This is a genomic window from Bradyrhizobium sp. AUGA SZCCT0160 (assembly GCF_018130105.1).
In the GTDB taxonomy this organism is placed as follows: domain Bacteria; phylum Pseudomonadota; class Alphaproteobacteria; order Rhizobiales; family Xanthobacteraceae; genus Bradyrhizobium.
Genome location: NZ_JAFCMD010000019.1, coordinates 1 through 13,784 on the forward strand (window position 1 = coordinate 1; position 13,784 = coordinate 13,784).

Consider the following 13,784-nt stretch of genomic DNA (forward strand, 5'->3'; position numbering starts at 1 on the left):
TCTCCCCGGAGACGAGTTCTTGGTTGACTCCGTCGCTGCCGTTCCCGCTTGCGCTTCTCCGACAGCTTGACGCCTGCAACGGGCGCCAGGACCACACAGTTTTGCCGTACGCTTAGTCCGCGCCGTCGTCTCAGCGCAAACCAGCGTCCACCGCAACCCGTCCAACGTCCGTGACGACGGCCGACGCCCTTCTGACCAGGACGGGATGGGCAAATATATGCACCTGATTTTGGTTCTGTAAAAGCGAAATATTTTTTATTTCGGGGCTTGACATGAATTCCGGAAATCAGAACTGATTTGCCCGTCGGGTTGATTTGTCGCACGCGGGCCACCAGATTGCGCTTGCGCGCGACGCGACGCAGTTTTTGAGGCAGTACAATAGAAACGGCCCCAGCTTCGGGAGGAAGAACTGGGGCCATTTCCGGTCCGTCCGGCGACCTTGAGGGCAGCATCGCCGGGCGAGCGGCTAGCTAATCCATCTGAAGTTGAATCGTTCCTATCGGTACCGGCCTTTACCTGGTAGTCCAAGTGAATTTGGCGATGGCGTGGAAGCAGGTTAGCCGGGCCTGACGCGGCTGGCTTACTCCAGGCGTGAGCGATCGCTGGAGATAGTCGAGTCCGATCCCGACCGCCTTCTCAAGAGCGCGCCGGGAAATAGGAACATTAGGAACCCCCGATTAGCCACCCGGTTGTCGAACGAAAATCGGGGAGGCAGCACGATGACCGAACGCAGGCACATCAAGCAGACGGAATCCCTGGAGCAACGATTAGCCGAAGAAGCGAAGCGATTGCGAGCGCAAGCAAAGTTGCTTCGACCTGGGGCCGCGCGAGATGCCGTGATCCGCAAAGCCCGGCAGGCCGAAACAGGCTCGCACATGAGCGCATGGTTGAGATCGCCGGCGTTGCAACCGCCGAAATCGGCGTAGGTTTAAGGCCCATGGCCCAGTTGCGAGCAACCCGCGAGACTTTGCTCCTCGCCGCGTCCGTCGCTTGGTGTACCGTGTTGGCTGGCAGCCTGCTCTATATAATCCTGATCGTCGCGCTGTGAGGCCGCCTCATCTCGGCGTGTCGCATCCCGAAAATAATGGGGCCGCGCCGTTCGTTTGTCCTGGGGCGTGCGCGCCATAATCCTGCAGCGAAGGATCAAGCCTTCGGTTTCTTCAGGAAGTCGAGATTGTCCGGCGGATGCGATCCGGGCGAAGACACCCACGTATCGATACCTGCCGCGGTTTCGCTCTGTTTGGCCTTCAGCAACAGGCGCTCGCGCGCGGGTCCTGCCGGTAGCCCGGCCGCCTGCTCGCGCGCGTCTTGCGCGTTTTTCAGAAGTCTGTCGCTGAACGACGCTTCATGCCTGACCCGCGGGCGCCGGATGATGGGCTTGCTTTCGGGGGCCACCGGCTCTTGTTCCACAACAGCCAGCATTTCGGAAGGGAGTGCGCTTTTCTTGTCACGGTCCGTCTCGGACAAAAAGCGTTCAAGGCTTTCGACAAACTGATAGCTGCGAGCGAGGTGACGCCAGCTCTGCGCCAGCAACTCATTGTCGGAACGGCTCGCGGGATCGGTCGATTCCAGCGCGCGCTGCTCTGCATTGGAAGCACGCTCAAGGCAACTCGAGATATGCGTACTGAGCTTGAGTAGCACGGCCGTTTTTCCTCGCTCCCTATACCCAACAGTAACCTGCCGGACCGGCACAGCAAAGTACTAAACAAAGGCGCGGGTTCCGTGGCGTAGTCCGCCGCCCCAGTTACATCGCAAACGTGCGTCTGTGCTCTATCCGACGCCATCTGTCGAATGATCGTCGCGCTTATGCAATTGGCGCGGAGAATGCGGAAAGGACGCCCCGCAGCGATTGACCCAAGATGGCGGATTACGCCGGAGCCTGTCATCGGGCCGCGCCTTGCGCGGACCCGTTGGGCTCAGTCCGCCCCACAACTACGGCCATGACAGTCGGTGGTGGAGCGCGAGCGATGCGCGTACCACTTCGAGGTAACCCTTCCGAGTGAGGTGACGGCGGCTCGATGCTGCGATAACCCAATCTAACCAACCCCACTTGGCCCCGCCCTCACAGGTGGGGCTTTTCGTTTCCTTGATGGGAACTGGCCGGATCGATTACCGCGCCACGACCTCGACCTCGCCGTCAACGCCGTTGACGACGTTGAACGGGCGCTCGAACACCTTGCCTTCGTTCTTGGCGATGGCGCGGTATTCGCCTTCGGACAGCACGACGCGGGGGAACGCGCCGATCGATTCCTTGATGACGTCGCCGCCCGGCGTGATGACCGACCAGGCGGTGTTGGCGAGCGCCTCGCCGCCCCTGTCGCTGACCAGCTTCAGCGTGATGACGGCGGCGCGGTGGGTGACGATCACGTCGGTCAGCTTGCCGGCCTGCACGCGGATGTCGGAGCGGACCACCGAATTGGCGTCGCCGTAGTTGGAGATGATGTAGTAGGTCCCCTCCGGCAACAGCGCGACGTCGCCGCCTGCGACGTTGGGCAACAGCGAGGTCCGCTCGGCGCCGTCGAACTGGCTGCCTTTATAAATCGCGAACGAAATCTGGTTCGGCGGAATCTTGGAGGTGCCGACGCGGCCTTCGATGCGCAGCCCACCGGCCGGAAGCACGAAGGATTCGCGATCGGTCTCCGACTTCAGGCTCACCGCCCGCACCGCGCTGACGAGGCCGAGCGCGACGTGCACGACATAATTGCCCGGCGGCAGCACGATGTTCGGGGTCGCACCGCGGTCCTCGCGGATCAGGCGGAACGTGCCGTTGTCGTCCGGCTTGTCGGCGAACACCCGCCACACCAGTCCGCTGTTGATGACCGGCAAATCCTTGCCGTAGCGCGCCGTCAAGGACAGCACGGCCTGGCCGGGCGGCGAGGCGCCCGGTGGTGGCGCCGGCGGCGGGACGGTGGCGATCGACGGCGGCACCAGGGTCGGCTGCGTCAACGTTGGCGGCAGGGTGGGAATCGAGCCGGGCGGCGCCAGATTCATCGCTGGGCCGGAGGGCGCATCCGGAATCGAACCCGGCGGCACCGGCGGTGGGCGATCGGAGAACATCTGGGCTGAAACCGGGCCAGGTGTCAGCAACACCAAGGCAAACATTGGGACAAGCAGAAGCCGCGGGAAAAGCCGCCACGCGCCCCCGTCCCCGCCGATGCCATTGCCTCGCCAAGTCATGGCCATGCTTTTCACTGAAAACGCGGCAAATTCAAGCCTGCAGAGCGGCCCGATTACCCCCTTTGGGCCACGGACAGCAGTTGATCCCGCGGTCGTGGTCCAGTCATAATCCCCGCCTAGGCCGCCTTGGCCGCGGAATAAACCATGCATCGGGAATTGATCAGGTGATTCTGGCACGGCGACGCCGCGGCGAATATGCTTGAGCCGCAGGAGAGTTCTTGGTGTTGGATAATTGGATGGGCCGCGGCCAAAAGGGCTCCGACGGCCACGACGAGGTAGGGCTCGGCAGTATCCGCCGACCGGTGATCGGGCTGGCGCTAGGCGGCGGCGCCGCGCGCGGCTTTGCCCATCTCGGCATCATCAAGACCCTGGTCGCGCACGGCATCCATCCCAATGTCGTGGTGGGAACCTCGATGGGTGCGGTGGTCGGCGGCGCCTATGCCTCCGGACAACTCGACAAGGTGGAGGCCTGGGCGCGCAGCCTGCAGCCGCGCAACATCTTCGGCTATCTCGATATCCGCCTCAACGGCTCCGGCCTGATCGGCGGCGCCAAGCTCGCCGCCGAACTCGAGACGACGCTGGGCCAGAGCCTGATCGAGGATCTGCCGGTGAAATTCGCCACCGTCGCCACTGAAGTCCGCACCGGCCACGAAATCTGGCTGACCCATGGCCGCATGATCGACGCGATGCGCGCCTCCTATGCGCTGCCCGGTATCTTCTCGCCGGTCCTGATCGGTGATCGCTGGCTGGTCGACGGCGCCCTGGTCAACCCGGTTCCGGTGTCAGCGGCGCGCGCCCTCGGCGCCGAGATCGTCATCGCGGCCAATCTCTCCAGCGACATCTTCACACACGCGACGACGATCTATTCCCACGGCGCGGCAACCGACCTGACGGTTTCGGTCGCACCGGAAGCAATACCTGAAGCCGAGCCGGCAAAGCGCGGCTTCGGCAGGTTTTTCTCGGCCGAACGCACCATGAAGCGCGAATTCTTCGGCGGCGGCGGCCGGCCGGGAATCTCCACCGTCATGGTGGACGCCTTCAACATCATGCAGGACCGCATCACCCGCGCGCGGCTGGCCGGCGATCCGCCGGATCTGTTGATCTCACCCCGCGTCGGCAAGATCGGCTGGTTCGATTTTCACCGCGCCGACGAGCTGATCGCCCATGGCGTGCGCGCCGCAGAGCGCGCCATCGATTCCATCCAGGAAGCGATCCACATTCTGGCGCCGCCAGCGGCCGGAGCCGCCGCGGCCGCCGAAAAGGCCGGACCAGAGAAAGAATAGCGCTCAGGCGGTCTTGATGTAGTCGCGCAGCGCTTCCTGCTCGGCTTCATATTCGTGGACCCGGCGCTTGACGATGTCGCCGATCGAGATCAGGCCGACCACCTTGCCGTCCTCGACGACAGGCAAATGCCTGAACTTGCCCAGCGTCATCATTTCCATGATGCCGCTGACCGTGTCCGCCTCCCGGCAGCTGACCACCTTGCGCGTCATCACGGCGCTGACCGGTTCATCCAGCACCTTGGCGCCGCGCTCGCCGAGCACACGAACGATGTCGCGTTCCGACAGGATGCCTTCGAGATGTCCCTGGTTCATGACCAGCACGGCGCCGATCTTGCGCTCGCCAAGCAGTTTGACCGCGGCCGAAAGTTTGACGTCCGGCTCGACGCTCAGGATGTGATGGCCTTTGGAATCGAGAATTGCACGTACCGTCATTGCCGCCTCCTGAATCGGTGCGCACCCCTTTTGGGGGTTCGACTTGTTCGCGAGTGTTCAATCAACAGTTTTGCGCCGTCTTCGTTTCAAGAGCTCAGGCGCGGTTACGTAGCTCGGCTGTCTTGCACGGCAGCGGGCTTTGTCTTTGCATCACGACATAGACGATGATGAATGAAATCGCGGTGCGCCGCAAGCGACGATCAGACGCGGTCGGCCTCGTCAGGCGATGACGCATCTGCAGCATGTGTTGCCATCCGCGGCACCGGATCGAACAGCGAGAACAGCATCAGGCCGGCGAGAAATCCGCCGATATGCGCTTGCCATGCCACGGTGCCGCCATCGACGCCGATCGCAATCGATCCGACGCCGAAGATGATGTTGACGCCGAACCACACCGCCAGGAATCCCAGCACGCGCGTGTCGCGAAAGGCCTGTCCGAGCGACAGCGCCGGCACCTTCGCCGCTTCATCCGCATCGCCGCGGCTGAACGACAGAAAGCTCCCCTTCACAAACGCAAAGCGCATGGCGGCCGCCATGGTGCCGGACACCGACGCCGACGCGCCGATCATCGGCGCGATCCCGTGTTCATGCGTGAGCAGATGCGCAAGCGCGCCGGCCGCGGCCGTCACCGCCATGAACACGTAAAACCTGGCCGCGCCGAACCGGCGCGCCAGCGCACTGCCGAACGGCAACAGCCACAGCACGTTGAAGCCGATATGGGCCAGATTGGCGTGCAGCAGCGAATAGGTGACGAAGGTCCAGACCTTGGCGCCCGCGCCGCCGGGAAATTCGATGTTGAGCAGCGTCGAATCGTAACGTTTCGGAATGAAACCGAAGACGTCGATGGTCCAGTTCTCGAGTTCCGGCGGCAGCAGCACCCGCAGATGGATGACCGCGATCAGCGCGATATAGGCCGTCAGCGCACCCGGCAGGGTCAGGATCGGCTCTCGCGGACCGTCCGGGGCGTCAAGCTGGGTTTCAGGCTGGGATTCCAAGGGGCCAGGGACCTTTAGAGGCGGCTTTGGGGAATGATCGGCCCAGATAGGCGGCTTTGCCCGCGCTGTGCAAGTGCACAAAATGGCCGTGGTGGACATCACCCTCGTGTCCCGGACGCGGTGCAGCGTGCAACGCTGCTCCGCAGAGCCGGGACCCACAATTTGCGGTATACTATATCAAACAACGCCCGCCGAAGACCTCTTCAGGTTCAAGTTACGCATGGACGCCCCTTCTTCGTCTACATCCTCGAAAACAAGCGAAATGGAACGCTGTACATCGGCGTCACCAATAATCTCGCCCGCCGCATCGCCGAGCACAAAGCCAAGCTGGTGCCCGGTTTCACCCGAAAATACGGCGTCGATCTGCTCGTCTATTTCGAGGCGTTCGATTCCGTCCTTGAAGCTCGCGCGAGGGAACACGCGATGAAGCGGTGGCGGCGCGCCTGGAAGATCGAATTGATCGAGAAACTCAATCCGGACTGGCGGGATCTGGCGAACGAGCTGAACGCGTAGCGGCTTAGATGGGTACCGGCTCTGCAGTGCACCGCAAGGGCGCTGCACTGCGTCCGGGACACGAAACTGCTGTGCCAAAAAAAGAAAAAGGGAGGATGCTGAGAACATCCTCCCTCATCGTGTGCCGATCTTTTCGCGCCCCTGGAGTTTAGGGAACATCCCCACCCCTCCCCGCGCGACGACCAAACTGTTTGACGCCACCTGTGTACCAACCGAGCCGAGCCGGTAAGTCGGAGATAAGCCGGCCGGGTCCGATGCGTTCCACTCTACGCAGGCCGCATCGGGATCGCCAATCGCATAGTTAATTTAACGTTAACAACGCAAAGCCGCCGCCAAAGCGGCCAAACCGCGTCCACGGCATGGACGCTGCACAGCCTGTCCTGCACAACACAGAAGGGACAGCACGTGAGCAAAATCGGGACAGATATGTGCCGCCAGGCCACGGGCGGGGGCAAGGCCAACGTATGAAACATCCATCGAGCCGTCAGTTTTTTGCCTATTGGGACGCAAAACGCGGCCACGCGCGGGCACCTGACCGCAGCGAGATCGAACCGTCAGCGGTACGCGAACTGCTCGGCGACATCTTCGTGCTGGGTTACGAAAACGAGGCCGGCTTCCCCTTTCGCGTCGCCGGAACCCGGGTCTGCGCCCTGCTCGGCCGCGACGCAAAGGACAGCAGCTTCTCGGCGCTGTTTGCCGAAGAGAGCCGCCGCGAAATCGAAGACATCGTGACTTACGTCGCCGAGGAAATGCTGGCCGCCATCGCCGGCATCACCGCGACCTCGGAAGACGGCCGGACGGCGCATCTGGAATTGCTGCTGCTGCCGTTCAACAACCGCGCGCACGCGCCGATCAGCGTCACCGGCCTGCTGGCGCCGTTCGAGGACGATCTCGGCACGCTGAAGGATTTCAAGCTGACGTCGTGGCGCTATCTGCACCGGCCGGAGAAACTCGTTCCCCGTGCCTTGCGCAAGCTCGCCATCGCGCGCGGCTTTATGGTCTATGAAGGGATTACCGGCCGCTGAACCGCGCCGCGCGCTTTTCCAGAAACGCGTTGCGCCCCTCCAGCGCATCCGCGCTCTTGCGGATCTCGGCCTGCGTTTCGATTTCGCGCCGGAACTGATCGGCATAGCTTGAGTGTTCGCTCTCCTCGATCAGGCGGCGTGTCGCAACCAGCGCCCGCGTCGGACCGCTTGCAAGCTTGCGCGCCAGCGCCAGCGCGCCGACCTGAAGCGCTGCATCATCGAACACTTCCCGGACCAGTCCCCATTCCCTGGCCGTCTCGGCCGATAGCGGCTCGTTCATCAGCATCAGTTCGAGCGCACGCTGCCGGCCGACCAGGCGCGGCAACAGCCAGGTCGAGCCGAGATCAGGCACCAGCGCGATCCGGCTGAAAACCTGAATGAAGCTCGCCGAGCGCGCCGCGACAATCACGTCTCCCGCCATCGCGAGGCTGAAGCCGCCGCCGGCCGCAACACCATTGACCGCCACCACGACCGGCACTTTGCATTCACGCAGCGCCTTGAAGGCCGGCCAGTAATACCGCATCACGCCATCGACGATGTCGTCGCCGAGGATGGCGGCGGCCTTGAGGTTCTGGCCGGAGCAAAAGCCGCGGCCGGCGCCGGTCAGGACCAGCGCCCGTACCCCGGGATCCTCGGTCATCTCAGGGATCGCGAGGGCCAGATCGCCCAGCAGATCGGGTGTCATCGCATTCAGCGTCGCAGGCTCGTCCAGTGTCAGCACGCCGACGGCATCGTCGCGGTCTCGCTGCACTCCAGCCATCTCATCCCTCCCCGAAATTTGGCCGGCCCTGGCGGGCCCGACATTAAGCATCATGGTACCGAAACAACGCACGGACAAACAATCGCTTTCAGCGGTCTTGACCGAAAACGGCCTTTACCGGGATACTGACCGGATTGGACGTGAGCGATGTTTGAGATCATTATTTTTTGCGTGATTTTACTGGCGGTTTGTTATTGGGCGGTCCTGTGGCTGATGGGACGGCGCGAGGATGTTTTGCACGGCGAGTTCGTCGAAGCCGGTGCGCAGGCCGAAGAGCCCGTTCGATCGGTATTTCCGAAGCGGCCTGTCCGTAAAGTTCAAGCGGTTCGGCAGAATTTCCCCGAAAAACCCGTCTTCCCCGCAAAACCCGTCATCACCGGAAAGCCCGGCATCACCGAGACGCGCGTTCAAACTGCAATCGCGGAGCCGGCCGTTCAAGCTGTCGTGTCGGAGCAACCCGCATTCAGGCAGGAACGGCTGGAGTCGCTGCTGAACTCGATCAAGCAGGATCTCAATCAGTTGGTCCAGAAGTAGCTGCACGGCATCGGTGGGCACCGGGCACGTGAGAATACGTGCGCGCGTTGACACAGACGGTGCGCGGTCTGAGGCTTCACGACAACTCTTGGGAGTGAGGCGTTGCACAATCGCTGGGGAATCCTTGCCGTCCTGTTCGTGGTTCGCGGCACCATGGCGTTCCAGTTTCAAAGCGTCGCCGCCGTGGCGCCGCTGCTCGGCAACCAGTTCGGCGTCAGCATCGCCGACATCGGCCTCTTGATCGGACTCTATTTCGCACCCGGCATCCTGCTCGCCCTGCCCGGCGGCGCGATCGGCCAGAAATTCGGCGACAAGCAAACGGCATTGGGCGCGCTGCTGCTGATGCTGTCAGGCAGCCTCGCCATGGCCCTTGCCACTTCCTGGGGCGTACAGATCTGCGGACGATTGGTTGCCGGCGCCGGCGGCGTGGTCCTCAGCGTTCAACTGACAAAAATGCTCACCGACTGGTTCGCAGGTCGCGAGATCGCCACCGCAATGGCGATCCTGGTCAACTCCTGGCCCGCCGGCATCGCCGTCTCACTGCTGACATTGCCCGTGATCGGAACGCGCTGGGGCGTCGATGCCGTGCATCTCGCCGTCGCCGCCTTCACCGCCTGCGGCATCGCCCTGATCGCCCTGTTATATCGTGCGCCGATTGATCATGCCGCGGCGTCCACAACCGCCGCCCGCCTTGACCGCAATACCGTTCTCGCCGTCATCACCGCGGGTCTGATCTGGGGTCTATTCAACATCGGCTTTGCGATCATTTTCAGTTTCGGACCATCGATGCTGGTCGAACGCGGCTGGTCGATCGCCGCCGCGGGATCGGCCATCAGCATCGTGTTGTGGATCGCGGTATTCTCGGTCCCCTTCGGCGGCTTCCTGGCCGATCGAACCGGCCGTCCGCAAACCATCCTCGTCGCCGCCGCTCTCGTCTGTGCGATGCTGATGATCCTGCTGCCGCGGACGAGCGCCGTGGTCCTGACGGTTGCAGCCCTCGGATTGATCTGCGGTCAGCCGGCCGGCCCGATCATGAGCTTGCCTGCGCGGGTCTTGCAGCCGGCGACGCGGGCGATCGGCATGGGTCTGTTTTTCACGGTGTTCTACGCCGCCATGATGCTGGGGCCGTTTGTCGGCGGCAGCCTCGCCAAATGGACGGGGACCGCCGCCACCGCATTCGACTTCGGCGCGGCAATGGTTTTGCTGTGTCCGCTGCTGCTGTGGATGTTCAACCGGATGGCGGCGGCACGGACACACACAGCTTGATGCACATACTTGATGCAACCGGCGATAACACATCATTAACCCTGTCGGCCTTAGGGTCTTCCTGACGCCGAAGGACCGGACGTCGGGTGGCGAAGAATGTCGTTTGCGCAAAAAAAATCCACTGTACCGGTCGCCCAGGAGCGACGGCGCTTCCAGCGCGTGAAAGTCCACCTGCTCGGCCGCTACATGCTGCCGGACCGGCGTGAGTTTCCTTGCCAGATCATCAATATGTCGCCGGGCGGATTGGCCCTGCTTGCGCCTGGCATCGGCAATGTCGGCGACCGCGTGATCGCCTATCTCGACCATATCGGCCGGGTTGAGGGCAAGATCACCCGCATCATCGACAACGGTTTTGCCATGACCGTGGGGGCGACCGCGCGCAAACGCGACAAACTCGCCGCCCAGCTGACCTGGCTCGCCAACCGCGATATTCTCAATCTGCCGGAAGACCGCCGCCACGACCGTATCGTGCCGCGCAACCCGATCGCGCTGCTCACGCTCGAGGACGGCAGCAAGATGACCTGCCGGATCATCGACCTCTCGGCGTCGGGTGCGGCGATTGCCGCGGAAAACCGCCCGCCGCTGAAATCACTCGTGATGCTCGGCAAGGTCCAGTCCCGGGTGGTGCGAAATCTCGAGGAAGGCTTCGCGCTCGAGTTCGTCCACGAGCAAATTGCCGAGACGCTCGAAGACGCGGTTAGCGCGCGGTAAAGCACCAGCCGCCCAAAATCCCCCTCAAAAGGCGGTATCCGCGTTGCCGGATGCCGCCTTTGTGCGCTCTGGCGCCTGCCGGAGCCGGTTAACGCCGGCAGCTTTTGCAACCATAAATGCCGCTGCGGCAGCGCCTGGCGCGTTAATGCATAAAATTTGAATCGATTGCAGTTGTTTCAAATTTTAGGCGATTTTTATTCAAGTATAGATCGAATTTGCTGCGGTTTTTACTTGTATTCACGTCAAATGTACTTGGCTGACTTAGCGGCGGCGCAAATCCTTTGTGCGAAACATGGTCCCAACAAGAAACGGGGGCCACAATGTTGTTCAGGGGACAGGGGAAGGGATTGGCGGTTGCCGCCATCCTGCTGGGGATGAGCGTCTCTACGGGTTTCTCGGCGAAAGCCGGTGACGCGATCTATGCCAGCCTCGGCGATACCACGCGTTCGCCGATCGGCTGGGTCGAATTCTGCGCCGAGAATCCCGGCGACTGCCGCGGCGGCGCGTCACAGCCGCGGGACATCGTGCTGTCGCAGACGGCATGGCGAGATTTGCTGAGGGTCAACAAGTGGGTCAACGAGACCATCAAGCCGATCACCGACATAGATCATTGGGGTGTGATCGAGAAATGGTCGTTGCCGACTGACGGCTACGGCGACTGCGAGGACTACGTGCTGTTGAAGCGCAAGATGCTGATCGACGCCGGCTGGCCGCGCGAGGCGCTGCTGATCACTGTGGTGCGCGACAAGAAGGGCGAAGGCCACGCGGTGCTCACGGTCAAGACCGACAAGGGCGAATTCGTGCTCGACAACCAGAACGAAAACGTCCTCGCCTGGACGGAGACCGGCTACCGCTTCGTCAAGCGTCAGTCGCAGAGCGATCCCAATCTGTGGGTGTCGCTCGGTGACAACCGCCCTGCGGTCGCCACCGCCAGTTCTCGCGATCGCTAACGACAAAGGAATTCACGAACCCGCGACCCGGTCACATCCCCACCCCTCCCCGTCCCAGACCGGTTCGCGCGCGGCCAGCCATCCCCCAATGGCTGGCCGCAACCTTTTTTGGGATCAAAGCGCAGCCGGCGTGCGGACAGATAGACCGGGTGAGCTGCGCTGATCTAGGACGTGGACTCATTAACACGCAGCCACAGTCTAATCGACGCAAGTTGAACGAAGGCAAGATAGTTCGCGGCGAGCCTGTCGTAGCGTCGCCACCCGACGACATTGTTTGATCCTGTTGAAGAACCGCTCGACCTGGTTGCGAGCGCGTAGAGATAGGGGCTGAAGCAGATCGGATCGCTGCGATTGCTTTTCGGCGGGATGTTGGCCCACGCGCCCTTCTTCATGGCAAGCTCTCTGATCCAGTCGGCGTCATAGCCACGGTCGGCCAGCAGCATTGACCCGACTTTCAGACGAGACAGCAGTTTTCCGGCAAGTCGAACGCCGTGGGCCTCACCGGGGCTCAGCGCCAGCCGTACCGGCAGACCATTGCTATCGACCACCGCATGAATTTTTACTCGTCAAGCCGCCGCGTGACCTCCCCAACGATTGGCGCTGGTTTCGTGTGATGCAGGCTCCATACTGATGCACGCGGACAATGGATGTATCGATCATCTGGACAGCGGCATCATGGGCAGCGGCGATCGCGTCGATGATGCGGTCCCATACACCAGCCCGCCGCCACCTAACGAAGCGGTTATAGCAAGTGGTGTACGGACCAAACGCCTCGGGCAGATCACGCCAAGGTGCTCCGGATCGCAAGACCCAGAAAATGCCATTGAGAACACGGCGGTCGTTTTACCCGAGGAACGCCACGCATCCAGTGTGCTAGACTTGATCGGTATGATGCCTTGTCCAGCGTGGGAGCGGTCTTGAGGCGGCGCGATTTCATAGCTCTTGCCGGCGGCGCGGCTGCGGGTTGGCCGCTAACAGCACGCGCGCAGCAGCCGATGCGGCGGATCGGCGTGCTGATGGGTTATGCCGAAAACGACCGGGAGGGACAGGCCTTCGTCGCGGCGTTCCGGGAAGGACTCCAGAAGCTCGGGTGGGCCGAGGGCCGCAACATCCGGATCGACACGCGTTGGGCAGCGGCCGACGTGAAGACGATGCAACGATTCGCCAAGGAACTCGTCGCGCTGCAGCCCGACCTCATTCTTACGCAAAACACACCCACCACAGCGGCGATGCTGCAACAAACGCGCACCATCCCCATCATTTTCGCGAACGTTGCCGATCCGGTCGGCAGCGGCTTCGTCGCGAACTTTCCGCGGCCGGGCGGCAACGCCACCGGGTTCACGTTGTACGAGCCGACGATGGCCGGCAAGTGGCCGGGGCTGCTCAAGGAGATAGCGCCGCGCGTCGCCCGGGTCGCATTCCTGTTTAACCCGGCACCGCGCCCTATGTCGAATATTACATGACCCCTTTCAAAGCCGCCGTTGCGTCCTTCGGCGTGGAGGCGATCGCCGCACCTGTTCGCGACCCGTCCGAGCTCGAATCCGTCGTTGCCGCATTGGCACGCGAGCCGAATGGTGGCCTCATCGTGATGCCGGACATTTTCTTGACCGCTTATCGCGTAGAGATCACATCGCTGGTTGCTCGCGCCCGTGTACCTGCCGTCTATCCGTTCCGTCTCTTCGCTGAAGTCGGCGGCCTGCTGTCGTACGGAAATGACCAGGTCGATAATTATCGGCGCGCGGCGACCTATGGCGATCGCATCCTCAAGGGCGCCAAGCCGAGCGAGCTTCCGGTCCAGGCCCCGGTCAAGTTCGAGTTGGTGATCAATCTCAAGACTGCCAAAGCGCTCGGCCTGAATGTGCCGCTGAGCCTTCAGCAACGCGCCGACGAGGTGATTGAGTAGCGCTTCTGTTTGCCGCATCTGCTCTCGGCAGAAAGTGGCCCATCGCGACATTTTGCGCTGCCGCACAACTCCGGCCGCTATAAGGGCAAAGCGGACATTGCCTTAGCATCACGCCGCTGGGTTTATGGGTTCACGGCCTAGCCTTCCGGCAGCCAGAACGCGAGCATGCGTTTGGTTTCGCCGGTCCTTCGACGCCGTTGCCAATTCGGGTTGCGCGAGAGGAATTGAAACGGGT

General features: G+C 62.4%; 15 protein-coding genes and 1 pseudogene. 10 read left to right on the forward strand and 6 right to left on the reverse strand.

Going from position 1 to position 13,784, the window contains the following annotated elements:
* The first annotated feature begins 719 nt into the window (after positions 1-719).
* Positions 720-926: a hypothetical protein gene (locus tag JQ558_RS26260; RefSeq protein ID WP_212276501.1), complete on the forward strand. Its 207-nt coding sequence runs from the start codon at positions 720-722 to the stop codon at positions 924-926.
* Between the two features lie 217 nt (positions 927-1,143).
* On the opposite strand, the gene JQ558_RS37455 is transcribed toward JQ558_RS26260, so the two are convergent.
* Positions 1,144-1,641, reverse strand: coding sequence for a hypothetical protein (locus tag JQ558_RS37455; RefSeq protein ID WP_249128616.1), 498 nt, complete (start codon positions 1,639-1,641; stop codon positions 1,144-1,146).
* Positions 1,642-2,109: 468 nt separating this feature from the next.
* Positions 2,110-3,177, reverse strand: coding sequence for a hypothetical protein (locus JQ558_RS26270; protein ID WP_212295597.1), 1,068 nt, complete (start codon positions 3,175-3,177; stop codon positions 2,110-2,112).
* A gap of 221 nt (positions 3,178-3,398) precedes the next feature.
* Here JQ558_RS26270 and JQ558_RS26275 point away from each other — a divergent pair, with 221 nt between their 5' ends.
* Positions 3,399-4,460, forward strand: a complete 1,062-nt coding sequence (locus JQ558_RS26275; RefSeq protein WP_212295598.1) for a patatin-like phospholipase family protein — start codon at positions 3,399-3,401, stop codon at positions 4,458-4,460.
* Between the two features lie 3 nt (positions 4,461-4,463).
* Here the strand turns inward: JQ558_RS26275 and JQ558_RS26280 are convergent, their stop codons facing one another.
* Entirely contained in the window at positions 4,464-4,892 is a 429-nt protein-coding gene (locus JQ558_RS26280) for a CBS domain-containing protein (protein WP_212295599.1), read from the reverse strand.
* A gap of 200 nt (positions 4,893-5,092) precedes the next feature.
* Positions 5,093-5,887 carry a rhomboid family intramembrane serine protease gene (locus JQ558_RS26285; protein ID WP_249142641.1) on the reverse strand — a complete coding sequence of 265 codons (795 nt, stop codon included), beginning with the start codon at positions 5,885-5,887 and terminating at the stop codon, positions 5,093-5,095.
* A gap of 243 nt (positions 5,888-6,130) precedes the next feature.
* On the opposite strand from JQ558_RS26285, the gene JQ558_RS37460 reads away from it, so the two are divergent.
* Together JQ558_RS37460 and JQ558_RS26295 are read left to right on the forward strand one after the other, a co-directional pair.
* Positions 6,131-6,400: a GIY-YIG nuclease family protein gene (locus JQ558_RS37460; RefSeq protein WP_312015034.1), complete on the forward strand. Its 270-nt coding sequence runs from the start codon at positions 6,131-6,133 to the stop codon at positions 6,398-6,400.
* Between the two features lie 464 nt (positions 6,401-6,864).
* Entirely contained in the window at positions 6,865-7,425 is a 561-nt protein-coding gene (locus JQ558_RS26295) for a PAS domain-containing protein (RefSeq protein ID WP_212295602.1), read from the forward strand.
* Here the strand turns inward: JQ558_RS26295 and JQ558_RS26300 are convergent.
* Entirely contained in the window at positions 7,412-8,185 is a 774-nt protein-coding gene (locus tag JQ558_RS26300) for an enoyl-CoA hydratase-related protein (protein ID WP_212295603.1), read from the reverse strand. The genes JQ558_RS26295 and JQ558_RS26300 overlap by 14 nt on opposite strands.
* 147 nt (positions 8,186-8,332) lie before the next feature.
* Here JQ558_RS26300 and JQ558_RS26305 point away from each other — a divergent pair, with 147 nt between their 5' ends.
* The 4 genes from JQ558_RS26305 to JQ558_RS26320 all read left to right on the forward strand — a co-directional run bounded on the left by JQ558_RS26305 (position 8,333) and on the right by JQ558_RS26320 (position 11,646).
* Positions 8,333-8,719 (forward strand): hypothetical protein, encoded by a 387-nt coding sequence (locus JQ558_RS26305; protein ID WP_212295604.1) that lies wholly within the window; start codon positions 8,333-8,335, stop codon positions 8,717-8,719.
* Positions 8,720-8,821: 102 nt separating this feature from the next.
* A complete protein-coding gene (locus JQ558_RS26310; protein ID WP_212295605.1) occupies positions 8,822-9,985 on the forward strand; it encodes a CynX/NimT family MFS transporter in 1,164 nt (387 codons plus the stop codon).
* 96 nt (positions 9,986-10,081) lie between these two features.
* Positions 10,082-10,696 carry a PilZ domain-containing protein gene (locus JQ558_RS26315; RefSeq protein WP_212204845.1) on the forward strand — a complete coding sequence of 205 codons (615 nt, stop codon included), beginning with the start codon at positions 10,082-10,084 and terminating at the stop codon, positions 10,694-10,696.
* A gap of 320 nt (positions 10,697-11,016) precedes the next feature.
* The gene (locus tag JQ558_RS26320; protein ID WP_212295606.1) at positions 11,017-11,646 is read left to right on the forward strand and encodes a transglutaminase-like cysteine peptidase; all 630 of its coding nucleotides are present in this window, start codon (positions 11,017-11,019) and stop codon (positions 11,644-11,646) included.
* Between the two features lie 164 nt (positions 11,647-11,810).
* Here the strand turns inward: JQ558_RS26320 and JQ558_RS26325 are convergent.
* A pseudogene (locus JQ558_RS26325) lies at positions 11,811-12,511 on the reverse strand (IS5 family transposase).
* A 52-nt stretch (positions 12,512-12,563) separates the two neighbouring features.
* Here JQ558_RS26325 and JQ558_RS37945 point away from each other — a divergent pair.
* Together JQ558_RS37945 and JQ558_RS37950 are read left to right on the forward strand one after the other, a co-directional pair.
* A complete protein-coding gene (locus tag JQ558_RS37945; RefSeq protein ID WP_212295607.1) occupies positions 12,564-13,109 on the forward strand; it encodes an ABC transporter substrate-binding protein in 546 nt (181 codons plus the stop codon).
* The gene (locus JQ558_RS37950) at positions 13,106-13,549 is read left to right on the forward strand and encodes an ABC transporter substrate-binding protein (RefSeq protein ID WP_212295608.1); all 444 of its coding nucleotides are present in this window, start codon (positions 13,106-13,108) and stop codon (positions 13,547-13,549) included. Before JQ558_RS37945 ends, JQ558_RS37950 begins: the two co-directional genes overlap by 4 nt.
* Positions 13,550-13,784 lie beyond the last annotated feature (235 nt).